23 protein-coding genes, 1 tRNA gene, 1 other RNA gene and 2 pseudogenes are annotated in these 26,688 nt (G+C 33.0%); 10 read left to right on the top strand and 17 right to left on the bottom strand.

Translation table 11 applies throughout. The annotated features are described in order from the left end of the window. Both G6042_RS02995 and G6042_RS02990 read right to left on the bottom strand, forming a co-directional pair. A pseudogene (locus tag G6042_RS02995) lies at positions 1 to 2,948 on the bottom strand (hypothetical protein); the annotation flags it as partial. A 26-nt stretch (positions 2,949 to 2,974) separates the two neighbouring features. Further along, a complete protein-coding gene (locus tag G6042_RS02990) occupies positions 2,975 to 3,565 on the bottom strand; it encodes a hypothetical protein (RefSeq protein ID WP_169522807.1) in 591 nt (196 codons plus the stop codon). Between the two features lie 629 nt (positions 3,566 to 4,194). On the opposite strand from G6042_RS02990, the gene G6042_RS02985 reads away from it, so the two are divergent. The 4 genes from G6042_RS02985 to G6042_RS02970 are packed head-to-tail and all read left to right on the top strand — an operon-like array spanning position 4,195 to position 8,749. Continuing rightward, positions 4,195 to 4,677 carry a SixA phosphatase family protein gene (locus G6042_RS02985; protein ID WP_169522806.1) on the top strand — a complete coding sequence of 161 codons (483 nt, stop codon included), beginning with the start codon at positions 4,195 to 4,197 and terminating at the stop codon, positions 4,675 to 4,677. 5 nt (positions 4,678 to 4,682) lie between these two features. Then, positions 4,683 to 6,827, top strand: coding sequence for a polyphosphate kinase 1 (gene ppk1 / locus G6042_RS02980; RefSeq protein WP_169522805.1), 2,145 nt, complete (start codon positions 4,683 to 4,685; stop codon positions 6,825 to 6,827). Between the two features lie 3 nt (positions 6,828 to 6,830). Then, positions 6,831 to 7,721, top strand: coding sequence for a Ppx/GppA phosphatase family protein (locus G6042_RS02975; protein WP_169522804.1), 891 nt, complete (start codon positions 6,831 to 6,833; stop codon positions 7,719 to 7,721). A gap of 26 nt (positions 7,722 to 7,747) precedes the next feature. Further along, positions 7,748 to 8,749, top strand: a complete 1,002-nt coding sequence (locus G6042_RS02970; protein WP_169522802.1) for a hypothetical protein — start codon at positions 7,748 to 7,750, stop codon at positions 8,747 to 8,749. A gap of 1 nt (position 8,750) precedes the next feature. Here the strand turns inward: G6042_RS02970 and G6042_RS14235 are convergent, their stop codons facing one another. The 3 genes from G6042_RS14235 to G6042_RS02955 form a co-directional block, all read right to left on the bottom strand. Further along, entirely contained in the window at positions 8,751 to 9,500 is a 750-nt protein-coding gene (locus tag G6042_RS14235; protein WP_235933177.1) for a hypothetical protein, read from the bottom strand. Continuing rightward, positions 9,455 to 10,537 carry a DNA polymerase III subunit gamma/tau gene (gene dnaX, locus G6042_RS02960; RefSeq protein ID WP_169522800.1) on the bottom strand — a complete coding sequence of 361 codons (1,083 nt, stop codon included), beginning with the start codon at positions 10,535 to 10,537 and terminating at the stop codon, positions 9,455 to 9,457. Before dnaX ends, G6042_RS14235 begins: the two co-directional genes overlap by 46 nt. A gap of 78 nt (positions 10,538 to 10,615) precedes the next feature. Continuing rightward, on the bottom strand, positions 10,616 to 11,242 hold the full coding sequence (locus G6042_RS02955; RefSeq protein WP_169522799.1) for a hypothetical protein: 627 nt from the start codon (positions 11,240 to 11,242) through the stop codon (positions 10,616 to 10,618). A gap of 71 nt (positions 11,243 to 11,313) precedes the next feature. Between G6042_RS02955 and rnpB the strand changes: the two genes are divergently transcribed. Continuing rightward, positions 11,314 to 11,616, top strand: an RNA gene (gene rnpB, locus G6042_RS02950) — RNase P RNA component class A. On the opposite strand, the pseudogene G6042_RS02945 reads toward rnpB, so the two are convergent. Further along, positions 11,610 to 12,296 (bottom strand): annotated as a pseudogene (locus tag G6042_RS02945) (response regulator transcription factor); the annotation flags it as partial. The gene rnpB and the pseudogene G6042_RS02945 sit on opposite strands and share 7 nt — an antisense overlap. Before the next feature lie 3 nt (positions 12,297 to 12,299). Continuing rightward, positions 12,300 to 13,658 carry a sensor histidine kinase gene (locus G6042_RS02940; RefSeq protein ID WP_169522797.1) on the bottom strand — a complete coding sequence of 453 codons (1,359 nt, stop codon included), beginning with the start codon at positions 13,656 to 13,658 and terminating at the stop codon, positions 12,300 to 12,302. 123 nt (positions 13,659 to 13,781) lie between these two features. Between G6042_RS02940 and G6042_RS02935 the strand changes: the two genes are divergently transcribed. Continuing rightward, positions 13,782 to 13,922 carry a hypothetical protein gene (locus G6042_RS02935; RefSeq protein WP_169522795.1) on the top strand — a complete coding sequence of 47 codons (141 nt, stop codon included), beginning with the start codon at positions 13,782 to 13,784 and terminating at the stop codon, positions 13,920 to 13,922. Between the two features lie 184 nt (positions 13,923 to 14,106). Here the strand turns inward: G6042_RS02935 and rsmD are convergent, their stop codons facing one another. Both rsmD and G6042_RS02925 read right to left on the bottom strand, forming a co-directional pair. Then, positions 14,107 to 14,691 (bottom strand): 16S rRNA (guanine(966)-N(2))-methyltransferase RsmD, encoded by a 585-nt coding sequence (gene rsmD, locus G6042_RS02930; RefSeq protein WP_169522793.1) that lies wholly within the window; start codon positions 14,689 to 14,691, stop codon positions 14,107 to 14,109. Then, positions 14,688 to 15,500 (bottom strand): DUF3822 family protein, encoded by an 813-nt coding sequence (locus tag G6042_RS02925; protein ID WP_169522791.1) that lies wholly within the window; start codon positions 15,498 to 15,500, stop codon positions 14,688 to 14,690. Before G6042_RS02925 ends, rsmD begins: the two co-directional genes overlap by 4 nt. 211 nt (positions 15,501 to 15,711) lie before the next feature. Here G6042_RS02925 and G6042_RS02920 point away from each other — a divergent pair, with 211 nt between their 5' ends. Continuing rightward, entirely contained in the window at positions 15,712 to 17,133 is a 1,422-nt protein-coding gene (locus tag G6042_RS02920) for an ATP-dependent DNA helicase (RefSeq protein ID WP_169522790.1), read from the top strand. A gap of 189 nt (positions 17,134 to 17,322) precedes the next feature. Here G6042_RS02920 and G6042_RS02915 read toward each other — a convergent pair whose 3' ends face one another. Further along, entirely contained in the window at positions 17,323 to 18,114 is a 792-nt protein-coding gene (locus G6042_RS02915) for a DUF6794 domain-containing protein (protein WP_169522788.1), read from the bottom strand. 214 nt (positions 18,115 to 18,328) lie between these two features. Between G6042_RS02915 and G6042_RS02910 the strand changes: the two genes are divergently transcribed. Then, complete coding sequence (locus G6042_RS02910; protein WP_235933176.1) at positions 18,329 to 18,901, top strand: hypothetical protein; 573 nt, start codon at positions 18,329 to 18,331, stop codon at positions 18,899 to 18,901. Here G6042_RS02910 and G6042_RS02905 read toward each other — a convergent pair. From G6042_RS02905 to udk, 7 genes are all read right to left on the bottom strand, one after another. Continuing rightward, on the bottom strand, positions 18,888 to 19,694 hold the full coding sequence (locus tag G6042_RS02905) for a hypothetical protein (protein ID WP_169522786.1): 807 nt from the start codon (positions 19,692 to 19,694) through the stop codon (positions 18,888 to 18,890). The two genes, G6042_RS02910 and G6042_RS02905, sit on opposite strands and share 14 nt — an antisense overlap. A 72-nt stretch (positions 19,695 to 19,766) precedes the next feature. Then, entirely contained in the window at positions 19,767 to 21,914 is a 2,148-nt protein-coding gene (gene scpA, locus G6042_RS02900) for a methylmalonyl-CoA mutase (protein ID WP_169522785.1), read from the bottom strand. A gap of 11 nt (positions 21,915 to 21,925) precedes the next feature. Further along, entirely contained in the window at positions 21,926 to 22,219 is a 294-nt protein-coding gene (locus tag G6042_RS02895; protein ID WP_169522783.1) for a type II toxin-antitoxin system RelE/ParE family toxin, read from the bottom strand. After that, the gene (locus G6042_RS02890) at positions 22,209 to 22,442 is read right to left on the bottom strand and encodes a hypothetical protein (protein WP_169522782.1); all 234 of its coding nucleotides are present in this window, start codon (positions 22,440 to 22,442) and stop codon (positions 22,209 to 22,211) included. Before G6042_RS02890 ends, G6042_RS02895 begins: the two co-directional genes overlap by 11 nt. Before the next feature lie 239 nt (positions 22,443 to 22,681). Beyond that, complete coding sequence (locus G6042_RS02885; protein WP_169522780.1) at positions 22,682 to 24,052, bottom strand: methylmalonyl-CoA mutase subunit beta; 1,371 nt, start codon at positions 24,050 to 24,052, stop codon at positions 22,682 to 22,684. 295 nt (positions 24,053 to 24,347) lie between these two features. Continuing rightward, the gene (locus G6042_RS02880; RefSeq protein ID WP_169522778.1) at positions 24,348 to 24,698 is read right to left on the bottom strand and encodes an FtsB family cell division protein; all 351 of its coding nucleotides are present in this window, start codon (positions 24,696 to 24,698) and stop codon (positions 24,348 to 24,350) included. Between the two features lie 25 nt (positions 24,699 to 24,723). Beyond that, positions 24,724 to 25,332, bottom strand: a complete 609-nt coding sequence (udk, locus tag G6042_RS02875; protein WP_169522777.1) for a uridine kinase — start codon at positions 25,330 to 25,332, stop codon at positions 24,724 to 24,726. A gap of 165 nt (positions 25,333 to 25,497) precedes the next feature. Between udk and G6042_RS02870 the strand changes: the two genes are divergently transcribed. Next, positions 25,498 to 25,572 (top strand) — tRNA-Pro (locus tag G6042_RS02870). A gap of 143 nt (positions 25,573 to 25,715) precedes the next feature. After that, positions 25,716 to 26,663, top strand: a complete 948-nt coding sequence (gene trxB / locus G6042_RS02865) for a thioredoxin-disulfide reductase (protein ID WP_169522775.1) — start codon at positions 25,716 to 25,718, stop codon at positions 26,661 to 26,663. The last annotated feature ends 25 nt before the right edge of the window (positions 26,664 to 26,688 follow it).

The following is a 26,688-nucleotide window of genomic DNA, read 5'->3' as shown; positions in this document are numbered from 1 at the left end:
GTACCTGTAACATCCCATTGACACGTAGTCGTATTGAATGTAGCTGTTTCATAACAAGCCAATGTTGGTTGAACTGGTTGTGTACCTGTAACATCCCATTGACACGTAGTTGTATTGAATGTAGCTGTTTCATAACAAGCCAATGTTGGTTGAACTGGTTGTGTACCTGTTACATCCCATTGACACGTAGTCGTATTGAATGTAGCTGTTTCATAACAAGCAATTTCAGGTTGAGCAACAGTTGGACAAACTACAGTGATAGTTACTATTGCTGTGTCACAGTTTGAAACACTTCCGATTTCGCATATTTGATATGTAATGGTATAAGTTCCTGAAGGAGTTCCAGGTGGAACACTAATATCACCGTTAGCAGGATTTATTGATGGAATATTTGGATTTCCATTGATTGGATTTGCAGGTGTTACTATTGTAACGTTTACTTGGGAAGTATTAGTTTGACTTCCGTTTAATGTATCTGAACCGTTTCCGTTGTTGTTGAAAATATTACCTAAGTTACTATTACCAATAACTCCATTTACACCACTAAATGTATCATCTTGAGCAATAATTTGCTTACATTTTGATATTGTAAAAGGGAAATTACAACTATTTCCACCTCCTGGAGGAACAGCATAAAAAGTTATCGTTGATCCAGATGTAAGAGGTATTGGGTTTGAATTAGTATATTGTATAGAATTTATTGTTACAGGGAATTCATTATAGAACAATGAACCTGGAGGAAAATTTGATGCAATTTCTGAAGGAGGTACACTTGAAACTCCACAATAAGTAAAATGTCTAATAACATTTGTTCCTGGACAATTTTGCTGTACATAGTTTGCTCCATTTATAGTAACATTCAACGGAGCAGGAATTGGTTCGCCAACACAATTTCCGTTTTGAGAATACCCTTGTGATAGAGCAGAATTCAAAAGAATGCCTGTTGTAGATCCAACACCTGTTGTAGTACCGTTTAAAGCGATATTGCTGCTACATGTAGCATTATTCAAAATACCACAATCAGTTGTAGCTTTTAATTTGAATGTCAATCGTGCTAATACAGTTGACGAATCAACAGGTAAAGGCAATGTGCCAAAATCCCAAACAATAGAACCTGTTGCGCCTAGTGCAGCATCAAAATAAACGTTGTTTGGAGTAGGATGTGGAGTAAAAAATACACTTCCTGAAGCACTTCCCGCAACATAAGTAGCGTTAAAAGGAATAGGAATAACTATTTTATAATTGTTTACTGCTTCTGTTCCTAAGTTTTTAACATCAATGCTATAGCCGATTTCCTGATTTGGTAATACAGTATAAGGTTGTACTGCAGGTGAACCATTTATGGTTGTTGCAGATACATTGTTTATTACTTCAGGGACATAAGCATCAACCGACATGGCAATGTTAAAGATGATGAAAGTATCTTGCGTAGTACCATATCTGAATTTTGTTGCTGTCTGACTATTTTTTATAACCGAATTATTTGCATTAGGTATATCAAACATACTTATGTCTAATCCCGTATTGTTCAATAAATTAGGAGTTCTTGTATTTCCTCCTGTATAAATAGAAGAATTAAAGAAATTGTTTGCTCCGTTTGCTCCATGATTAAGAGTAACCCAATCGCTATCTAGGTGGTTTCTTATTTGGAAGTAATCACCACTAATACTGCGGTCACCTTCTCCTGCCATCATACCTAATTTCATATTGATGTTACCAGATTGTGCGGTGTTAAAACCTGAAACTGGAATTTCGAAATCAGCAGTAATATTACCAGCAACATAAGAGTGGCCATCAAAAATAGTTACATCTCTCCATTTCATTTTTGAGTTCTCATAGATAACTACTAATCCCCAACCACCATAATAACCTGTGTTTCCTCCATTTCCTTCTACTAAAGCAATATCGGCTACGAAATAATCACCAATTCCGTTATTTCTAACATAGTCAGTAACTTCAACATATCCAGAATACATCATTCCATCACCAGTTACTGGATAATGAATATCATTTACGTTAGCTGTAAATTGAGTATAACCTGAAGCAGCTGGTCCTTTTAAAGATATAATTCTTTTATTAAAGGTTTTTGTAATATTTCCATAAGTTGGAACACTACCTGTTACATAAACTCTAGCAAATGAAGTAGATTGATATTCATCAGTCGCTCTGTTCTGTCTACTATCGCGAACTAATCTATCAATTGTTAATGTGATTCCTCCCGATTGAGAATAAATAGTTACAGGATCAAATACAACGGTTCTGTTATTTCCTGAATCTGAAACAACTTGATTGGTTGGGTTTATCCAACTTCCACCATCAACTCTATATCTTATATAAGGTGTTGAATTCAAAAACTCAAAATCAACAGTAGGCTGACCTGTTCCGCCAGTAAAAGTATATCTAGTGTAACGTGAATTATTGTTTCCTTGTCTAGAAACACTCATGCTGTAATCAGTGTCTGTAATATTGCTATTGTGAGTAATACTGTTGTACGTTTGGTTAACCGATTGTGTTCCAGTTTGAACACTCTTTGTAACGTCAAATGATTCTGGACTACTAGAACCGTTTGAAGCTCTACCTGTCCAATATAATCCAGCATAAACAATGTTCGAACAACTTGGATTAGCACCATTTTCCGTAGAAAAATTCAAATTGGCTGATGATGAATTCCATGTGTTGTTATCAGTATCAATATCAACATATCTCATGTTGTTACTGTTACTACCATTATCACTATAGTTTTGCAATGTCAAGTTGGTATTACCAATCATGGTAAAATCTCCTTTTAGATTGTAAATCTTTTTTGAAGGACTATATTGCGAAGTACGTTGGGTAAATGGTTTGATTACCTGTGCATTTGCAATAAATAAGTCTCCAAAAAGGGTTACAGAAAGCAAAACTAGACACTTCAGTAAGAAACTTACTTTGCAGGTGTATAAATTTTTCATAAACACTCTTTTAAAATTTTATTGATTTAGGATTTTTTTTCTAATTTGTAGTAAAAAGAATATTTGTCACTACTGTTTTGAATCATTTGCGTGAAATTGCTTTCAGTAGCATTTATATCACTAACGAAGTAAACATATTTCAGTTTCTTTAAACTTGATAGTAAAGACATATCAATTGTACCATTTAACTCAGCTGAGTTTTTGATAGAAATAATAACTATTTCTACATAATCTTTCAAAAAATTAGCACTAGAAACATGACTTAACGAATTCAAATCAGTATATAAATTTCTTGGTTTTTCACCATAGATATTTATACTTCCTGAAGAGAAATATACCGAAGACTGATTCTTTAAAATTAAGTCTTCTAAATTTCGACTATCTGTTTGTAGATTTCCAGATGTTCTTTGACTTGCTCCTTGCGAATTTAGTAAAGAGTTAATGTCTCTAACAACTAGAGAATTTTCTCTTTCAATGTTCACTTGAGCCGACATACTTGTACAAATTGTAACAAGTAGTAAAAGTAGGAGTACTTTTGTTCTCATAGTTTCATTAGTTTTTTCAAACATTTGTTTTGTTTGACGGTTATTCAATCGGTTTGGGATTAATACTTTCATGATATTAAATTTTTTAAATCATTACAGTTCATCTATAACTAAAAGCTTTTTAACAGACTTTTTTAGATATATTTTCACGAGGCTAATTTAGATACATACTATTGGAATGGTTAATTTTTTCTACAAATGGCTAGAAAACTCGATTAAATGTTGTTTTTTGTCATTTAAGTTCTATTCACCGAGCTTTTTAACGCTTTTTTAGGCTTTGTTTCACACTTTTTTTTGTTTTTCAAAGTCGAAATTATATTTTCTTTTTCGTTTGACCAAATAAAAAGACGATAAAGTGTATGATTTTATAGATAAAGTGCATTTTTTATGTTTTTTATGGTTAAAAAGACTACAAAAACATATTAACATAATTTTGTTTATAAGATTATTTCTTGATTACATTTTTTTAAGTTCGTTTTGATATTGTATTTGTAAATGTAAATACCCTTTCTTTTTAACTAATTTTTTAAAATAAAAGCATTGAAAGCAAAATTTACTTACATCCAATGGATGAAAATGTTAAAATGATAATCGGTTCATTAGAATAGTTGTGCAAATGATACAACATTAAATAAACTCGATTTCTAGAATTCTACAGAAAAGCTTAACTTTATAAACTTTCAATATCTTTTATTCTAAATATGAAAAATCTAATTCTAATTCGACATGCTAAATCAAGTTGGGATGCGCCACTAAATGATTTTGATAGACCATTGACTAAAAAAGGAATTCAAGATGCACATTCAGTTTCTACAGAAGTCAATAAATATTTGCCAAAAAAATATATAATTTGGTCTAGCCAAGCAAAACGTGCTATGGAAACCGCAATGATATTTGCTCAAAATTTCAATTTTCCCATAGAAAATATTCAGTTTAAGACCGATTTATACACCTTTGATGAGCATAAATTGGAACAAATTATCTCTAGTTCTTCTGATGATATAGAAAATCTAATTGTTTTTGGACATAATGAGGCAATTACAAATTTTGTCAATAAATTTGGCGATAGATTTATCTTTAACGTAACAACTGCTGGATTTGTTTGGATTACATTTGAAACAAATTCATGGAAAAACTTGTCTAACGGAAAAACTATTAGAGTGATTTTTCCAAAAGATATATAATTATAATGAGCGAAGAAAAAAAATACAGATATATAGATAGAGAAAAAAGTTGGTTAGCTTTCAATGCAAGAGTGCTTCAAGAAGCAGCCGATGAAGCCGTTCCGTTGTTAGAAAGATTACGATTTTTAGGAATTTTTTCTAATAACTTAGACGAATTTTTTAGAGTGCGTTTTGCTGCAGTTAGACGATTAGCGTTAAGTGGAAAATCGGGAGAAAAAGTACTTGGCGGAATTTCTGCGCAACAACTTGTTAAAGACATTACCGAAATCGTAATCAAGCAGCAATCGGAAAGTTTAAAAGTTCTAAAAGCAATCGAAGAACAACTCGAAAAGGAAAATATCATTATTCTAAACGAAACCCAAGTCGATGCTGATCAAGCCGAATTTATAAAAGACTATTTTATTCAAACAGTTAGTCCTGAATTGGTTACGATTATATTAAACGATTTGGCAGAATTTCCTTTGCTGAAAGATACATCGGGTTATTTGGCTATTAAATTAGTGATGAAAAGTGTCGAAGAAAAGACTTCTGTATTGAATGTTTTAAAAAAGCCAAAAAAAGAAATTCGTTACGCTTTAATCGAAATACCAAGAACATTTAACCGAATTTTAGTTCTTCCTGCCAAAAACGGAAAGCAATACATCATGCTGCTTGACGACGTAATCAGGTTCAATCTCAATAGTATTTTTAATATTTTTGAATACGAAAGCATTTCGGCTCACATGATAAAAATTACTCGCGATGCGCAGCTCGATATCGATAGCGACATGAGTAAAAGTATGCTCGAAAAAATAGCAACTTCGGTAAAAGATAGACGAATTGGCGAACCTGTTCGATTTGTATATGATACCGAAATTGAAAAAGATACATTGAAATTCTTTTTAACTAAAATGAATATTGATGCTACTGATAGTATCATTCCTGGCGGAAGATATCACAACCGCCGCGATTATATGGCATTTCCAAATTTAGGAAGATTTGATTTATTATATCAACCAAAAGTTCCGTTGCCAGTAGAAGGACTTTCGCTCGATGGAAGTATTTTGAGTAAAATTGCCAAAAGAGATTATCTAGTCAATACGCCATATCAATCCTATTCGTATCTGATCAAATTTCTTAGAGAAGCTGCTTTGGATCCAAAAGTTACAGCTATAAAAATTACGTTATATCGATTGGCAAAAAACTCTCAAATTATTAGTTCATTGATTAATGCTGCCAAAAACGGAAAAAAAGTTACAGTTCAAATCGAATTGCAAGCACGTTTTGATGAAGCCAGCAATATTTCCTATGCCGAAGTCATGCAGCAAGAAGGCATCGAGCTTATTTTTGGTATCAAAGGATTGAAAGTTCACAGTAAAATTTGTGTTATCGAGCGAATGGAAAATGCCAAAATAAAGCGATACGGATTTATTTCTACTGGAAATTTCAACGAATCGACTGCTAAAATTTATACTGATATTACACTGTTTACAAGTCATCAGCAAATATTGAAAGATGTAAACAAGATTTTTGCCTTTTTTGATGTCAATTATCGTCTTCATCGATACAAACATTTAATTGTTTCGCCTCATTATACTCGTTCAAAAATGAGCAAACTAATTGATAGAGAAATAATTAATGCTCAAATGGGGCGAAATGCGTATATGCATTTAAAAATGAACAGTTTATCCGATTTTCAAATTATTGACAAATTATATGATGCCAGCAATGCAGGTGTGAAAATAAAACTGCAAGTAAGAGGAATTTGTTCGTTAATTCCAGGTGTAAAAGGAATGAGCGAAAACATTGAAGCCATAAGTATCGTTGATAATTTCCTTGAACATACGCGTTCGTTTATTTTTTGTAACAACGATAAACCCGAAGTTTTTATTTCTTCCGCCGATTTTATGACACGAAATCTTGATGGTCGAGTAGAAGTAACCTGTCCAATATATGACGAAGATTGCAAAAAACAAATCATTGATATCTTTAATGTAGGTTGGAAAGGAAATGTAAAAGCACGTTTTCATTCAGAAAAATTAGACAATGTGTATCGAAAACGAGAAGAAAACGAGCCAATTTTTAGAGCTCAATTTGAAACCTATAATTATTTTTTAAACCAAAATACGGAATTGCTAAATTCCAATTGTCCAATTCCAAACCAAGACTAGTAAATGATTACTATAAAAAAATATGCAGCTATCGATATTGGTTCCAATGCCATGAGAATGCTTATATCTAATATTGTAGAACAAGAAGGAAAAGAAACTCAGTTTAACAAAAGTGCTTTAATTCGTGTGCCAATTCGTCTTGGGCAAGATGCATTTACCGTTGGTGAAATATCCGAAGAAAACATCGACCGAATGATTGACGCCATGAAAGCTTTCAAATTGTTGATGAAGGTTTATAAAGTCGAAAAATACAAAGCCTGTGCAACTTCGGCAATGCGCGAAGCTTATAATGGAAAAGAAGTAGCCAATACAATTTTGGAAAAAGCCGAAATTGAAATTGATATAATCGATGGAAAAAACGAAGCTGCAATTATTGCTTCATCCGATTTGCACCATTTTATAAAAACTGACCAAACCTATTTGTATGTAGATGTTGGTGGCGGAAGTACCGAGTTTTCTCTTTTCGATAACGGAAAAATGGTAGCTTCAAAATCGTTCAAAAACGGAACCGTTCGTTTGTTGAATAATATGGTAAACGATGTGGTTTGGGAAGAAATCGAAAAATGGATAAAACTCCATACGGCAGAATATGAAAATGTAATCTTGATTGGTTCTGGCGGAAACATCAACAAAATTTTTAAACTTTCCGGAAAAATGCAAGATCAAGCGTTGTCATATATGTATCTGAATTCGCAATATCAATATCTGAATTCATTGACTTATGAACAGCGCATTGCCGAAATGGGTTTAAACACTGACCGAGCTGACGTAATTATTCCTGCAATCCGAATTTATCTAAATGCGATGAAATGGAGTAAAGCGACTAAAATTTATGTACCAAAAATTGGTCTTTCCGATGGAATTGTAAAAGCGATGTATCAGGGAATTATTTAAAATGTTAATATTTTACAACCAATGAAGTGGTAAAGTTTTTAAAGAACATATTTAGATTTTCTTTGATTTGTAGTTTACCATTTCTAATACTGCTATCATCATATATCTATTTTGATCCTTTTAAAGTAATTCGTGATTATGATGATTATTCATTTCCATTTGTTATTCCTAATAGAGATTATGTTTCTACTTCCGTTTTTATTAAAAATTACAAAAGGGAACAATATGATTCTTTTATCTTAGGAAGCTCAAGAACTTTAGCGTTTAAACCAAGTTCTTGGAAAAATTATTTAGAGTATGAGAGTAAACCTTTCATGTTTGATGCATCAAAAGAATCTATTTATGGGATTTATACCAAACTTAGATTTCTAGACACTAGAAAAATACCTATCAAGAATGCTTTGATATTATTTTGTAGAGATGTTACTTTTAAAGAAGTAAAAAATCATTCAGGACATTTATTTATAAAACATCCAGATGTTTCAAATGAAAGTAAATTTAAGTTTCATTTAGAATTTTTTAAAGCTTATTTGGATGTGAAATTTTTGTTTAACTTTTATGCTTATAAAATTTCAGGTGATTATAAATCATATATGACTGGTTATATAGAAAAAAGGAAAATAACATTTGATAAAATAACCAATGAAATTAATATTCTAGATCAAGAGAAGGAAATAAATGAATCTCCTGAAAAGTATTATCAAGGTAGAAAAGACATTTTTTATAAACGAACAATTGAAACAACAGATAGTGAAAATCAAATTAAAGCTGAACAGTTATTTTTTTTGAATGGAATAAAGGCAATTTTAGAAAAAAATAAAACAAGCTATAAAATAGTATTGAGTCCATTATATGAACAAAAAAAGTTTAGTAAAAAAGATATTAAACTGTTGAAAAATATGTTTGGAGAAAAAATTTATGATTTCTCTGGAAAAAATTTCCTCACAGAGGATAAACATAATTACTATGAAACTAGTCATTTTAGACCAAAAGTTGGAAATTTGATTTTAGAGAAAATATATCAGTAAACTAAACATCCAAATCAAACATCTTTCTCAATAAATCAAGATTAGGATTTATTTCTCTCAAGCGGTTGTATTTATCCTGAGGTGTAAACGCTTTTTTAACCACAATACTTTCGTTTACTCTAGCTTCAATTGTAATATCATGATTGTGAAGTTTACCACGAAGATAACCCAATAAATCTGGTCGTTCTTTTTCAAAATCAATCTTCGAACTCTCGTTTGGTAATTCGTGGATGATTTTGGTTCCTTCCAGTTTTGGATCGTTAATGGTTAGCAATGAGGCAATAATGCGATAGCCTTTGTCTTCCATTCGCTGTGCATATTTCATCCATTGTTCTAGCATTTCGGTTTCGGTAAAAACTTCGTTTGGCAAATGAACCGTTTCTTTCACTACCGATTTTTGGGCTTCAGCAATTTCTTTTTTCGCACGAATGCTAGCTAACGATAACGCGGAAACTTTAGTTGGTGATAGTTCCGAGTTTTGAGTTTCGGGTTTCGGGTTTTTATTTAGCTGTAGATTATCATCAGTTAAATCTTGAATAGGTTTTAGCTCTTCAACTTCTAGCTTCTGACTTCCAAATTCCAACTTCTCACTTCCAACTTCCAACTTCTCACTTCCAGCTTCTAACTTCTGACTTCTAACTTCTGACTTCTCACTTCCAGCTTCAACAATCGAATAACCCGAATTTCTATAATAGGTTGGCGGAATTATGAAGTTAGCTTTTTTTTTTCTCCGTCGAAGTTGACAGAGCACAATTGCATCAAGCAAAGTTCAACCAGCAATCGCTGATTTTGGCTTACTTTATATTTTAAATCACAATCGTTTGCTAAATCAATTCCTTTTAGTAAAAATTCTGAAGATGCTTTTTTGGCTTGTTCAAAATACAAACGTTGTGCTTGTTCGCCAACTTCCAATAAAGAAAGTGTCGCAGGATTTTTAGCCACTAAAACATCTCTGAAATGCGAAGCCAATCCAGCAATAAAATGATGTCCGTCAAAACCTTTTGCCAAAATCTCGTTGTAAGCCAATAAAACTTCGGGAATATTATTGTCCAAAATCAAATCGGTTACTCGAGTATAGGTTTCATAATCAAGAACGTTCAAATTCTCAGTTACGGCTTGACGCGTTAAATTATTGCCGCAATAAGAAACTACTCGGTCAAAAATGGACAAAGCATCACGCATTGCACCATCGGCTTTTTGGGCAATAATGTGCAAAGCATCATCTTCAAACGCAACATCTTGACTTTTGGCAACTTCGGCTAAATGTTCTTTGGCATCTTTTACTGTAATACGTTTGAAATCAAAAATCTGACAACGTGATAAAATCGTTGGAATGATTTTATGTTTTTCGGTCGTTGCCAAAATAAAAATGGCATGTTTTGGTGGTTCTTCTAATGTTTTTAGGAAAGCATTAAACGCCGCCGAAGACAACATATGAACCTCGTCAATAATATATACTTTGTATTGTCCGGTTTGTGGCGGAATTCGAACTTGGTCAATCAAATTTCTGATATCATCAACCGAATTGTTTGAAGCAGCATCCAATTCAAAAACGTTGAAAGCAAAATCTTCAAACGGATCATCATAACCAGGTTGATTGATTTTTCGAGCCAAAATTCTCGCACAAGTCGTTTTTCCAACACCTCTTGGACCAGTAAAAAGTAAGGCTTGCGCCAAATGGTTGTTTTCAATAGCATTCAGCAAAGTATTGGTAATCGCTTGTTGTCCAACAACGTCTTTAAACGTTTGTGGACGATACTTTCGGGCTGATACTACAAATTGTTCCATTAGAAATTTATTGGATTACAAATATAGGTTTTGAAATATCAAATATCAAATATTAGATATCAAATATCTTATTAAAAATTATTTTCTTTTTATCAAAACGAAAATAAGGATTAAAAACAAGATTGCATTAACTATTAAAGATACAATTAGTATTTTTTGATAGAAATCATTTTTCATATTTTCAGAAACAGCATTCTGATTTTGTTTGTATTGTCTTAGTTTTTCGAGTTGATATATGAATGTTTTTAGGTTTTCATTTTTATATTCTTGCAAATTCAATCCTATTTCTAAAGCTAAAATATTTTTATCATCAATCAATTTAGGTCTTGGTGGTGGCGGAATAGCAAATCCTAATCCATATTCAAAAGACTGAGAAGGGCTACAAATACTTAAGTCAATATAACTATCGTTATTTATTTCTGTGTAAACAATCCACAAATCGCCTTTCTTAGGGAGAATTGAGCAATTTGAATTAGTTTTTCCTTCTATATACTTTCCATTTACTTTACCTTTGAAAAAATCAATAACTTTAAAAGAGTATGTTTCATTTATAGTGTCTGATTTTATTACTTCACCATAAAACACTAAATCATAATTTTTTATACCATTTTCAACAATATTCTTTTTTTTAATTGGTGGACAATCACAAGCAAAAGAGTTAATTATGTGTAGAAGTGAAAAGAAAAACGAAAACTTTATTTTCATGATATATTTTCTTTAAAGATAAAAAATCTAATCTAATATCTAATATCTAATATCTAATATTCTACCTTTGCCACGCAGACCGCCTTATCGTCCGCCTTGGCGGAAGGAAAGTCCGGACACCAAAGAGTAGCATATTGGGTAACGCCCAACCGTCGAAAGGCGAGGACAAGTGCAACAGAAAGTATGTACAGTTCGGCTGTAGTGAAACCATGTAAACTCTATGCGGTGAAATTCCAAGTATATCGACATTTAAGGGTTACTCGTCCGTTGTCGAAGGGTAGGAAGATTGATTCCGTGAGTAATTGCGGAACTAGATAAATGATAAGGGTTCGTTTCGGCGAATACAGAATCCGGCTTACAGGTCTGCTTTTTTTGTTTTAAACTCCAAACCAATATTTCGAATGCTTTCTATCGAAATAGTTTTATCATCAGCAAAATATTTCCGCAATTTACTGATGTAAACGTCCATACTTCGACCGGAAAAATAATCTTCATTATTCCAAACGGAACGTAATATTTCTTCACGTTTTAATAATTGATTTTTGTTTTGGAACAAAAAAGTGAGCAAAGCTGCTTCTTTCTCCGTGAGTTGTTGTTTGCTGTTTTCGGTTCTTAACTCCAAGCGTTTGGTGTCAAAAAGGTACAAGCCAATTTGAATGTCATTTTGAATTACGTCCAATGGTTTTTGTCGTGAAGTTCGTTTTAAAATATTAGTCAAACGCAAAACCAATTCATCGGCTTCAAATGGTTTGACAATATAATCATCGGCACCAAGTTTTAGTCCTTTGATTTTGTCTTCACTTTGATTTCGTGCAGTTAGGAATAAAAAAGGAATTTCAGGTTTTAGTTCTACGCATTTTTCGGCTAACGTAAATCCGTCAATTTTAGGCATCATCACATCAAAAATGCAAATGTCAAAGTAGTTTTTATTGAAAGCCTGCCAAGCATCTTCACCGTCTTTTGCCCAATAAATTTCAAACTGATGAATTTCCAGATATTGCTTCAATACATTAGCAAAATCAACATCGTCTTCGGCTAAAAGTACTTTTTTCATAGGTTAAGCAGTTGGTAAACTGATAGTAAATGAAGCGCCTTTTCCTAATTCGCTCATGACATTAACCGAACCTTTATGTGCTTTTACAATTTGATCTACATAATATAAACCCAATCCAAGTCCTTTGGTATTGTGCAAATTGCCTTGTTCTACACGATAGAATTTTTCAAATAGCAAATGTTGTTTTTGTTTTGAAATTCCAATACCATCATCTTGAATGCTGATTTGAAAATGTCCGTTTTCGTTTTTGGTACTAATAGTGATATTGTTGCAACCATATTTTACAGCATTTTCCAAAACATTGGTAACAGCTGTTGTTAAATGAAATTTATCTAACGTCAATGCAATTTCGGATTGGTCAAAAATAGTTTGAATTCCAATAGTTGGATAGGCTAAATTGAAATCAGAAATTATACTTTTTAGTAGCGAATGAGGTTTTAGTTTTTCTTTTTGTAATTCGATTTCTTCAAATCCTAGAGAATTACTCATCACTTGATCAATAATGTTTTGCAAACGGTTGTTTTGACGTTCAACGGTATTGATTAAATTATTAAAAACGGCTTCATTTTCTTTCACTTCTTGACGGGAAAGCATTTTGGTTGAAACGCTTAATGTGGTTAAAGGTGTTTTTAATTCGTGAGTGATATTGTTGATAAAATCGGTTTTGACATCGCTTACTTTTTTCTGTTTGATTAATGATTTTATAGTAATGACAAAAAGACTTATCAAAACCACCATCGAAAAAATAGCCAAAGCAAGTATCGAAGTCATTCTACCTAAAATAATTTGCTCCATGTTGTGAACCGAAACATACAAGCAATCTTCCGTTAATAGTTTGTAGTCATCATTTCGAATTCCGCTGGTTGTTCCAATATAATTTCGGACTAAAAAAGCATTGTCCAGCGAAGCTAAATCGCCATAAATGGAATTTTCTATTGTCGGTTTTTCAGAAAAAACAGTATCGGTTTCGGTAGTGTTGTTGAAGACAATGAATTTATTAACGACAACGGCAAAATTAATTTCGCTTTCGGGAAATTCTTTATTTAGTTTTTCTCTTAAACGTAGCGTTAAAATATCCCGATATTCATTGGCTAACAAATCATTTTTAACGTTGTAACGGTAACTTTTGTTATGAATTATTTTTTCCAATAAACTTTTATAAAGTGCATCTTTTTTTAGGAAAACACTAGAATCAAGTTCGGTATAATTATTAGTAATGTTGCCAATTTTTTCTTTTACTTCGGTATGAAATTGTTCTACTTTATAGTCATAGGCAGTTTTGACCAAATAAACCTGAATCGCACAAAGCAGCAACAATATCAGTGCTGAAAAACCAATTAACAGATTTATTTTTTTCTTCATATAATGTAAATGAATGTCAAAAATAATGCATTTGTTTCAAATTAAAACTTTTAACCGTCGATTAACCTCTAATTAACTTAGGCTAATGAATTATTGAAACAATTTTGTGGCAAATAAAAAATTATGAAATTAGTTGTTGCCCTTGCTATTTTTTTACTTGTGTTAGTGTCAAGTTATATTACCTATGAAGATAAAAAAGTAGAAATAAAAAATTCAGAATTTAAAGAGAAAAGTATTGACGAAAATCTAGGAAGGATAAAGTAACAACTTTTTGGTTGTGAGTGTTAAATCGTCAGTTCGAGTATTTTTTGTGTAGAGAAACGGAACAAAAAATGTATCGAGAACCCGTTTTTAATGAAATTTTTCTTGTTCTCGATACGATTTTTTTCAAAAATCACTTGAACTGACTAAAAATTGTCATTAAAAACTAAGTAAGGATAAAATGATTTTACTCTTCTTCACCTTCTAAATCCTCATCCTCATTTTCATCTTCTATTTCGAACTCAAAGAAAGAAAAAACAGAACCTCCATAACTTTTTTGAAAAGAAAAATTACTCATTTGATCCAGTTTGGTATATTTAGAATGTTCTACAACAAGCATTCCTTCTTCGTCCAGAAGTTCGTTTTCAAAAATAAGTTCGACGATTTTTTCGAATTCCTTTTGCTCCATTCCATACGGCGGATCGGCAAAAATAATGTCGTAGTTTCCGGTGTGTTTTTCTAAGAATTTAAAAACATCACTTTTTAATGCCGTAATGTCAAAGTCAAATTCTTTGGCAGTTTTCTTGATGAAGTTTACACAACCCATATCGCCGTCAACACATAAAATAGGAGTACAACCACGCGAAGCAAATTCATAACTAATGCTTCCAGTTCCGGCAAAAAGTTCCAAAATTTTCAGTTCCGAGAAATTGAAATGATTGTTCAACACATTGAATAATGCTTCTTTGCTCATATCGGTCGTTGGACGAACAGGAAGATTTTTGGGTGGCATTATTCGTCTACCTTTGTATTTTCCGGAAATGATTCTCATGAATGAAGTAATATAAAATGTTCGCGGTTTTCAGCTTCGGAAAAGGAATTGAAAATAAAATTCACATTGAATAAAGAAACATTTCGAACATATTTGAATGCCATTTGAAACAGCGGACTTTCTTCGTTGATGTTGCCTAATAATTCCAATTTAAAATGCTCTGGATTTAAGTGCAATTGTTCTGCCGCAAAAAGAATGTAGTAAATAAAATCTTCGGGCGTTTTATAATCAAATGAATTGTATAGTTCCAATTTTTGGTTTCGGATGACTATAATTTCAAAATGCGTTTCGCTCACGTGAACAAACATTTTTCTTTCGTCGTTATTTCTCGAAAGATCCAATAATTTTTCCACCAAAATAGTATTGGCATGTTTGTAATCAAACGAACCAAACTGATCGATAAAAAAGTTATTCATGTTCACATACGGAATGTAAACATTATTCATTTCATGTTTTTCCAATTGGTCAAACGCAAAAAAATCGGTTTCAAAAACCTTGGTATTAAACTGAAGATAACTGCCTAAATATTCTTCGTCAAACAATGCTGTGGGAACAAAAGTCGATAAATTATTGCTGTGAATAATTACCACTTCGTCATAGCCAGCTTTGAGTTCGGGATATTTCAGGAATGCATCATTAAATAAATCTTCGATGCGTGTGTTTTTTTCAAACTTTCCTAACGTTATTTTTTGAATAACCAGTGGCTTATTGGTCAGCGTATCAAAAGTAGCAAACGACAAACCGTTCAGTGAAACCTGAACCGTCAATTTTCGGTACATTTTATCGATAACGCTGGTGTTTTGCCACATAAATTTATAGAAAAGGCAAACTTACAAATTTAACCACAAAGTTCACAAAGTTATTCCACAAAGCACACAAAAAGCTTTTTTACTTAGTGAAACTTTGTGACTTCTTTGTGAACTTCGTGGTTAGATAAAAAACTCAAATTCTAATTTCTAATTTCTGAATTCTAATTTCCAATGAGTATCTTTGAACTCAAAAAAAAAACAAAGCCTTTTAATGCTTCCACATCAGTTTTACAGTATTTTGAAAAATAAATTCCCGTTTCAGCCCACTTTGAAGCAGAATGTTTTTTTTCAGATGATTTCCGAGTTTTTAACGGATAAAAATGATGAGCAAATATTTGTCTTGAAAGGTTATGCCGGAACGGGAAAAACAACAGTGATTTCTACCATTGTTAATAGTTTGAACGATATTAATATGAAAGCGGTTTTGCTAGCACCAACTGGTCGTGCGGCAAAAGTCATTGCAAATTATTCCAATAAACCCGCTTTTACCATTCACAAACGGATTTATTTTCCCAAAAAAGGAAAAGGTGGCGGTGTTTCGTTTACTACGCAAGCCAATAAATTCAAGAATACCATTTTTATAGTCGATGAAGCTTCGATGATTTCGGATGTTGCTGCCGATTCGAAACTGTATGAAAACGGTTCGTTGCTCGACGATTTGATTTTTTATATTTATAATGGTCAAAATTGCAAAATGATTTTGCTTGGCGATACGGCGCAGTTGCCACCAGTTCAAATGGAAGTTAGCCCAGCATTGGATACCGATAGTTTGGCTTTGCATTATGATAAAACCGTGCTGTCCATTGAGTTAGACGAAGTAATGCGTCAGGAAGAAAAATCGGGGATTTTGTATAATGCAACGCAATTGCGCGAATTACTCAAAGAAACCTTTTTAACCGATATTCAGTTTAAGGTAAAAGGTTTTAAAGACATCGTTCGCTTAACCGATGGTTATGATATTCAAGATGCTATTCAAAGTGCTTACAGCAATTACAGTATTGAAGATACCTGTTTTATCGTTCGTTCCAATAAACGAGCGAACCAATACAATCAGCAAATCCGAACCCGAATTTTGGACAAAGACAGCGAACTTTCCGTTGGCGATTATTTAATGGTCGTGAAGAACAATTATTTTTGGCTCAAAGAAACCGATGAAGCCGGATTTATTGCCAATGGCGATATTGTAGAAGTTTTGGAAATCTTTAAGTTTGTGGAATTATACGGATTTAAGTTTGCCAAAGTCAAAATTAGAATGGTTGATTATCCAAACCAAAAACCATTTGAAACCATTGTATTACTCGATACCATTACCAGCGAATCGCCGTCATTAACCTATGAAGAAAGCAATGCCTTGTATCAAGAAGTGATGAAAGACTACGAAGGCGAACCGCAATACCGTAAATTCCTAAAGGTAAAAAACAACGAATATTTCAACGCTTTGCAAGTGAAATTCTCTTATGCGATTACGTGTCACAAAAGTCAAGGCGGACAATGGAACACCGTTTTTATCGAACAACCTTATTTACCCGATGGAATTACTGTAGATTACGTTCGATGGTTGTACACAGCCGTTACCCGAGCCAAGGATAAATTGTATTTGATTGGGTTTAAGGATGAGAGTTTTGATGGGTAATTTCTTAAACCTGACAGGTTTTTAAAACCTGTCAGGTTTCTAGTAAAAACATCAATTTTTTATCGCTAGTGCGAGCGTTACACTCGTACCAATAAATACTTTTTTTTCGAAGAATTGTTACAGGTTTGTTTTCTTTGTTTGCGGGTACGAGCAAGATGTTTGAACTAGCGGGGGATTATAAACAATCAGCTATTTTACTAAATCGCTGTTAGTAGAGTTATTTTGAACTTTTGTTATCTTGTAATTCATTAAGCTAAAATCATATTCTTTGTTTAAACTTAATCGATTGTTCTCAATTCCATTTTGTATAGCATCATTGTATCCACACATATCAGTAACTTTGATATAAAGAATATATTTTCTCTTTTTTAATTTAGTTTTTTTCCTAGTTACAATTCCTGAAACGTAACAATTAGCTACTTCATTTAAGTCTGGATATTTTTGAATTCGATATGCCCAAATCGTTTTATTCTCATGTAGATTATAAGCTATTTTGACGCTGTCGCTGATTTTAAATGATTCAAATTCATTTCTGCTTTCGATTTCCTGTGCCTGAATCTCTTTTTCTTTTTTAACTTTCGCTTTTTTCCAATACTCTTTATAGTGTTTTATTTGTTCATCGAGACCTATTTCTTTGTTATTAATGTGTCTGTGAAATGAAGTGAGAATTATTGAAGAAATGTCATCAGGGTGAAAAACACCTTTTCGGATAAAATATCGTTTAAGGGAATTTCTTCGTTTTCCCCATAAACCCCAACTATTTCTAATATTTAAACCAGTACTAAAATGTATTTCAGATACGGCATCTTGTTCTTCCTTGTTTTTAAAGATGTCTTTATCATTTTTTGACCATTTACAATCAAGATAATTTAAGGCTTCTATTAGGTTTTTGGGAATATAATCATTGGAATATCTGTTACAATCATTTTGTGAAAAACAATTGGAGATAAATAGAAATAATATTATTGTAGTTGTTCTCAAAACATGTCTGCTAATTCATATATTGTCGCTATTAGAAGTGGCTATATTCGATTGTGAGTTTATAGTCAATCTCTAATATTTAAAACTCAAATATATTAAAAAATAGCTATGACTATTCCTAAAATAAGAATCTATATTAATACGAGTAAAATTAAAAATGAATTTTCCAATAATTCCTTTGAATTCCCTTATTTTGCACCCAAACACTATAACCTTGAAAATTATCATCCTTACCCCAATGGACATTGAGCGCGAGAAAGTGCTAAACGCTTTGGCTCGTATTCCTAATTTGAATGCTACTTATGAGGTAATTGTTTCCGGTATTGGTCGTGAAAGCACGGCTAAAGCTATGATGCAGTTGCCGCCACACGATGTTTGTATCTTAATAGGTTTTGCCGCTGTGGTAGGAAAAACAACGCACTTACCCGATTATCTTCAATTGGGTAAACCTATCGAAATCACCAATGCGTCGCTCTATGGCTACGAAGGTGGTTTGTTTGAAAACGGTGCGCCAATCCTTGCCGAACCTAAGTTGGGTTTGCCGTGTTTGGCTTCGTTAACCTCAGATAAATTTGTGCGCACTACTGATTTAGCCGAAAAAACCGTAGTCAATATGGAAGATTACACCTTTATGTATCTAAAAAAGCCTCAGGATTTTATCGTTAGGATTATCTCCGACTTTCTACCTCACGAAACCGAAATTGATTTTTTTGAAGAAGTGAAAGCTATTGATTTTCTGGAAGGTGTAATGGCGGTGGATGTAATTATGAAAGCTACCAATACGTAATATCAAACGTAGTTTTTCCAACCAATTTTCCGTTGTAGAATTTTTTTCTAGCGATGATATTTCCTTTTTTGTCGTAGGTATTTTGGTAACTAAACGTTTCTTTGATCGTTCCGTCACTATAATGAGTAGTTTTTTGAAGTAGATTTCCAGCGGTATCAAATTGGTATTGGTCGAAATTATTAGGTTTGTTTCCTATCAAAGTTTCAGTTCGGGTAATGAAGCCTTTTTTATTGAACGTCATTTTGGTTTTTATCACTACATCATAAATGGTATCCATAAATTTTTCACTAAGAATTGTTTTTTCTTTGTAGTTGTATGTGTTTTTGGTTTTATGATTCATCTTTCCAAAAAAAGCTCTATTCACTTCAATAATATTGTTGTGTTTGTCAAAATTCTGGGTAACAACGTGAAAAGTCCTATCGTTATTAAAAGCTTTTTCCTCTATGCAATTTTGGTTACTATCATAATTAAAGACTGTTTTGAAATTATTTTTGTCTTGAGGCGAAGTTTTTTCAGTTAATAAATCACCAGTATATTTATAAATGAATTCCGTTGTTTCATCTTCGTTTATTTTGGTTTCTTTGACCAAATGGTTATCGGCGTCAAATTCCATCAAATTGCTTTTTGTCCAAACGGTTGTGTCATTTTTTACAATTCGGTACTCATAAATTGTAGCGTTTATTGATTTTACTTTTCCAGTTAACGGTTGGGTATAATCGTCTTTGAGTTCTTTAATTTTGATTGAACTGCAGGAACATAAAAGTAGTACTAGGAGGAAAGTGAAGTATTTCATGTTTTTTTGATAAAGCATAAATATAGAAAAAAAATAAACCTGACAGGTTTTTAAATCTGTCAGGTTTAGTAATTATTCTTCCATAAGTACTTCTAAAATACTAATGGCAGCATCGCTAATTTTTGTTCCAGGACCAAAAACGGCAACTGCACCAGCATCAAAAAGGAATTGGTAATCTTGCGCCGGAATTACACCGCCAACGATTACCATAATATCTTCGCGACCATATTTTTTTAGTTCGTCAATAACTTGCGGAACCAAGGTTTTATGTCCAGCAGCAAGAGACGAAACGCCCAAAATATGCACATCATTTTCTACTGCTTGTTTTGCGGCTTCTTGTGGCGTTTGGAAAAGTGGACCAATATCAACGTCAAAACCAACATCGGCATAACCAGTAGCAACCACTTTTGCGCCACGATCATGACCATCTTGTCCCATTTTAGCAATCATAATTCTAGGACGACGACCTTCTTTTTTGGCGAAGGCATCGGCTAGTTGTTTTGCTTTTTCAAAACTCTCGTCGTTTTTAATTTCTTTACTATACACGCCGCTAAAACTTCTAATTTGTGCTTTATATCTTCCAAAAACTGCTTCCAGCGCATCACTAATTTCACCTAATGTTGCTCTATTTCTGGCTGCTTCTACGGCTAAAGATAGTAAATTTTCAGCGTTGTCATTCCCATGCATGTGGGATTTAGCGCTTTCGGTTAATTTTGCTAAACATTCAGCAACTTTATTGTTATCGCGAGTAGCTTTTATTTGTGTCAAACGCTCAATTTGTTGCTTGCGTACCATATCGTTATCAACATCCAAAATCTGTAACGGATCTTCTTTTTCTAAACGATATTTATTTACGCCAACAATAATATCTTGACTGCTATCAATTCTTGCTTGTTTTCGAGCCGCAGCTTCTTCAATACGCAATTTCGGAATTCCAGCTTCGATGGCTTTGGTCATGCCGCCTAATTCTTCTACTTCTTCAATGAGTTTCCAAGCGTTTTGTGCAATTTCGTTGGTCAAACTTTCTACATAATAGCTTCCTGCCCAAGGATCGACCGTTTTGCAAATTTTGGTTTCTTCTTGCAGAAAGATTTGTGTATTACGAGCAATTCTAGCCGAGAAATCGGTTGGTAATGCAATCGCTTCATCGAGTGCGTTAGTATGCAACGATTGTGTTCCGCCAAATGCTGCTGCTGCTGCTTCAATACAAGTTCGCGCCACATTATTAAACGGATCTTGCTCTGTTAAACTCCAACCCGAAGTTTGACAATGGGTTCGCAAAGCCAATGATTTTTCATCTTTTGGATTGAATTGTTTGAGCAATTTTGCCCACAACATTCTTCCAGCACGCATTTTGGCAATTTCCATAAAATGGTTCATTCCAATTGCCCAAAAGAACGAAAGGCGAGGAGCAAATTCATCGATTTTCATTCCTGCTGCTAAACCAGTTCTGATGTATTCTAAACCGTCGGCTAAAGTATATGCCAATTCAATATCGGCAGTTGCTCCAGCTTCTTGCATGTGGTAACCCGAAATAGAAATCGAGTTGAATTTTGGCATTTTTTTGCTTGTATATTCAAAAATATCGGCAATGATTTTCATCGATGGTGTTGGCGGATAGATATAGGTATTTCGAACCATAAATTCCTTCAAAATATCATTTTGAATTGTTCCCGAAAGTAATTCCGGAGCAACACCTTGTTCTTCGGCAGCAACGATATAAAATGCCATAATAGGTAAAACGGCACCATTCATCGTCATAGAAACTGACATTTCACCTAATGGAATTTGGTCGAAAAGAATTTTCATGTCTTCCACTGAATCGATGGCAACACCAGCTTTTCCAACATCGCCAAAAACGCGTTCGTGGTCAGAATCGTAACCACGATGCGTAGCCAAATCAAACGCAACCGATAAACCTTTTTGTCCAGCAGCAAGATTTCTTCTGTAGAATGCATTACTTTCTTCGGCTGTTGAAAATCCGGCATATTGGCGAATGGTCCAAGGACGACGAACGTACATAGTTGCGTATGGTCCGCGAAGATTAGGCGCAAATCCTGCTCCAAAACCAATGTGTTCTAAATTTTCAATGTCTTCTTTGGAGTAAGTTGGTTTTACTTCAATGCCTTCGGCTGTTTGAAAAGTTTGTTTCAAGTTTTTGGAATTTGGAATTTCTTTTTTGGAATTTTCCAACGTTATATTTTGTATGTTTTTTCTCATAGTTTTTTAAACTATTTAGGATATTTTTTTGTGTTTTTTGAAGTGTGAAAACAAGAAAGAATTTTGATAATTTTACTCTTTTCATCATAAACATAGAACAATAAAAAAGGAAATACTTTTAACGGAATTGCTCTATAATTTTTATGTCTTATTTGATAATCAGGATTTAGTTCTAGTTTTTTATAGGTTTCAGATAATTCATTGTAAAATCGTAAGGCAAGTTTTGAATTAATTTCAGAATAGTATTCTATAGCATTTTCAATTTCTTTTTGTGCTTTTTTAGAAACAATAATTTTAAAATCCATACTTCTCTTTTAATCGATTTAACGATTCTGTTGATGTGATGTATTCTGTTTCAGGTTCATTTAATCGATCATCCAAAAGTTGAATCTGTTCATCTGAAAGTTGATAGTCAATTTCATTTTTTGCCAAAATGATAACTTCTACTTCATCTGCAATAAAATCGTCAGGTAAAGTAATATTTACTTGATGATTTTTTACTTTTACAAATCTTCTAATTGCTTCCATAGTCTTCTTTTTCTGAAAGTTTATAAATTTTAATGATTAATATTATTTTACATTCTTATAATCGACTAACTAAAACATAAAATAAAACAAAAATAAATGGACTTAATGCTGTAATTAAGCCAATTAAGATGTAGAATTTAGCTTTCTTTTTTTGTGTTTTGTCTTTGTATAATTGTGATATTCCATAGCTAACTACTAAAAGTCCAATTATAAATAATATTGTTGAAAATCCTATCATCTTATTCCAAAGCTAATCGTTCTTGTTCTAATTTCTCAGCCAAACGTTTTTCAATAATTGGAACAATTAATGTTTTTCTCGGATTTTGTTTTACAAAAGGATACAATTCCAAATCGTTTTTCATTTGGTCGTTTTTGTTTGGATATTTGTTCGTTCCTAATAAAACTTCTTTTCCGCTATCGAATAAATCTTGCTCTTTTGCAGCACTTTCTTGAATTTTTTTCTGAATGTTTCCTTCGATTAACTGAGTAATCAAACCACCATTTTTCTCAATGTCTTTGAATAATTCTAATGCTTTTTCGGCTAATTGTTGTGTTAGATTTTCAATATAATAAGCACCATCAGCAGGATTACTTACTTTGTCGAAATAGCTTTCGTGTTTTAAAACTAATAGTTGATTTCTCGAAATTCTATCGCCAAATTCATTGTCTTTATGGTATAATGCATCATAAGGTAAATTGGCAATTGCATTTGCACCACCAAGAATAGCTGACATGCATTCGGTTGTGGTTCGAAGCATATTTACGTTGTAATCGTATAGTGTTTTGTTGCGTTTTGTTGGCGTAGCAATGATATGACAATCAAAATTATGGTTGTATTCTTTGGCTAAAGTTGAAAACAATAATCGTAATGCACGAAGTTTTGCAATTTCAAAAAAATAATTTGTTCCAACCGAAACTTCTATGGTTATGGGTTGATTTATTGCTGGAATTCTGTTGAAATATTCGTTTGCATGTGCCAAAGTATAAGCTAATTGTTGCACGATATTCGCTCCAGCGTTTTGGTAAATTCCAGTGTTGATATTAATAGTTGGAATTTGAAATTTTGAAATTGTATTTAGTTTTTCAAAATCGTTTTCAAGGTTTTCAAACCAATTTCCGTCTTTGCAAAGTTGTCCAATTGGATCGATTTGGATTATGAATTTCGCCTGATTTTTAGCAGCAAAATCTTTTAGTTTGGAAACGAAATCGATTGAGAGAAAAGGCAAATAAAAATAGTAAGTTGTTTTTTCTAAAGGAAGATTTTGCATTAAACTTTCTATAGAAATAGTCTCATTTTCAATGGTAAATCGAATGTTTTCTGCACCGCGATTTAAAGTGTTTATTGCACGTTCGTTTGATTTTTTAACATCGTGAACGAAAATGTTTTGAAGGATTTTAAACGTTTCTTTTGGAGAATTAATTGCGAAATTGGAATTACTTTCTTCCACTTCGTCATGGTGATAAAATGGTTTAACTTTGATGCCTTCTGGACTTTCCCAAACGAGTGTTTCATTGTAATCAGCACCTTTTAATTCGTACTGAATTTGTTGTTTCCATTGTTTGGAACTGATGGTTTCAAAATCTGAAAAAAGGGGTTTGTTTGTGCTCACAAGTATTTTGCTTTTTGATACTTCAAACTTAGTTAAAATTTATCTTTTTTGACCGATTTTAATTTGATTTTTTGCAAAATTGGTATATGCTTTTAGCTGCGTAAAAAACGTGAATAAATGGGTTTATTTTAGAAATTGAATTTTAAAGAAATGTGTATTCTAGTTTAAAGTTTGCCAACTAGCCCTGATTGCAGTGGAAATCCTGTCATTGCGAAAAACCAAGTTTGATGAGATTGCTTCGTTCCTCGCAATGACAGATTGAAACGGAAAGCAGGAATTACATAGAATGAAATGCCTATCGTTTTGCTCCTTCGATGCTATCTTTTATTCTGTCTTCTTCAAATTCGATGATGTAGATGTCTTCGCTGTCGCGTTTCATATAGTATTTTTCGCGAGCGTATTTTTCTACGTGGTCAGGATTTTTGAGTTGTTTGATGTTCTCTTCGTCCTTTTTTATTTCGTCTTGGTAGTATTTTTTATTTTCTTCGAGTTCTTCAATTTCTTTGTTGAGAACGCGATGTTCCATGTAGGAAGTTGTGTCTACAAATGTTATCCAAACCACAAAAAAAACTAACACAATAAGGTATCGGTTTCCGAGTATTTTCAGGATAGGATATTTATCGGTTAGTTTTTGTTTGGTTTCCATTATTTAGGATGTTCTTTTTGTAAATTTAGGTAATTCTTTGGTTAATTACTGCTCTAACGACGTCAATGGCAACGGTGTTGTATTTGTCGTTTGGAATAATGATGTCGGCAAATGCTTTTGTTGGTTCTATAAATTGCTGATGCATAGGTTTTAAGGTGGTTTGGTAGCGGTTTAAAACTTCTTCCATATCACGTCCGCGCTCGGCAATATCTCTTTTTAATCTTCTGATTAATCTTTCGTCAGAATCGGCGTGAACAAAAACTTTTACATCAAATAAATCTCTTAGTTCGGCATTTGACAAAATTAATATTCCTTCCACAATCATTACTTTTCTTGGATGGGTAACGATGGTATCGTCAGTTCTATTGTGAGTAATAAAAGAATAAACGGGTTGTTCAATTGTTTTTCCTTCTTTTAATTCTTTTAAATGACTTACAAGTAATTCAAAGTCGATTGCTCTTGGGTGATCAAAATTAATTAAAGCTCTTTCTTCAAAACTCAAATTTGTATTTTCTTTGTAATATGAGTCTTGAGAAATGACACCAACTTCGGTTTCGGGTAATTCATTCATGATTTGGTGAACAACGGTTGTTTTTCCACTTCCAGTTCCACCAGCAATTCCAATAATAAGCATAGTTAGTTGTGTTTTTTACTGCAACAAAAATAGAAATTATATCGGAAGCTTTTTTTGTTTTTTTTCAGAAATGTTATGCGGTAACTTTTTTTGTAAAAAAAATGGAATTTCTATTAAAAATATTTTGTTTAGTAATTATTAGTGGTATATTTGCACCCACATTTTCGGGGTGTAGCGTAGCCCGGTTATCGCGCCTGCTTTGGGAGCAGGAGGTCGCAGGTTCGAATCCTGCCACCCCGACAAAAAGAGATTTCTAGTTTTAGAAATCTCTTTTTTTGTTTTATTTCATTGTTATTTTTTATCAAAATATAGCTTTTAGCAATCTGTTTTACTTTTTCCATTTGGCATAAAACATTACATTTGCAACCTAATAATTTACAATCATGTCAGATACAATAGAAAAAGTAAAATGTTTAATTATAGGTTCTGGTCCTGCAGGTTATACTGCCGCAATTTATGCTGCTAGAGCTAATATGAATCCGGTTTTATACCAAGGAACGCAACCTGGTGGACAATTAACAACAACTAACGAAGTTGAAAATTTTCCGGGTTATCCTGATGGTGTAACTGGTCCAGAAATGATGGTTCAGCTACAAGCACAAGCGCAACGTTTTGGAACTGATGTTCGCGATGGTTGGGCAACAAAAGTTGATTTTTCGGGCGATGTTCATAAAGTTTGGATTAATGATACGAAAGAAATTCACGCTCAAACAGTGATTATCTCAACTGGTGCTTCGGCTAAATATTTAGGATTAGATTCTGAGCAACATTATTTACAAACTGGTGGTGGAGTTTCTGCTTGTGCAGTTTGTGATGGATTTTTCTATAGAAATCAAGAAGTTGTAATTGTTGGTGCTGGAGATTCGGCATGTGAAGAAGCTCATTATTTATCTAAACTTTGTAAAAAAGTTACCATGCTTGTTAGAAGTGAAAAGTTTAGAGCTTCTAGAATTATGGAAGAACGTGTGAGAAAAACGGAGAATATTGAAATTTTGATGAATCACGATACGGTGGAAGTTGTTGGTGATGGTCAAGTGGTAAATTTGGTTAAAGCAAAAAACAAAACGACTGGCGAAATTGTAGATATTCCTGCAACTGGTTTCTTTGTAGCTATTGGTCACAAACCAAATACTGATATTTTTAAAGATTATATCACTTTAGACGAAACAGGTTACATTGTGAATGTTCCTGGAAGTTCAAAAACAAATGTTGCTGGAGTTTTTGTTGCTGGTGATGCTGCAGATCATGTTTATCGTCAAGCGATTACTGCTGCTGGAACAGGTTGTATGGCAGCTTTGGATGCGGAACGTTATTTAGCTTCGTTAGACTAAATTTTAGATTTTCACTATAAAAAAA

The sequence above is a fragment of the Flavobacterium solisilvae genome, assembly GCF_012911605.1.
Classification (GTDB): domain Bacteria; phylum Bacteroidota; class Bacteroidia; order Flavobacteriales; family Flavobacteriaceae; genus Flavobacterium; species Flavobacterium solisilvae.
Note: the sequence above shows the minus strand (reverse complement) of the source record. Positions and strands in the feature narration are given on the sequence as shown.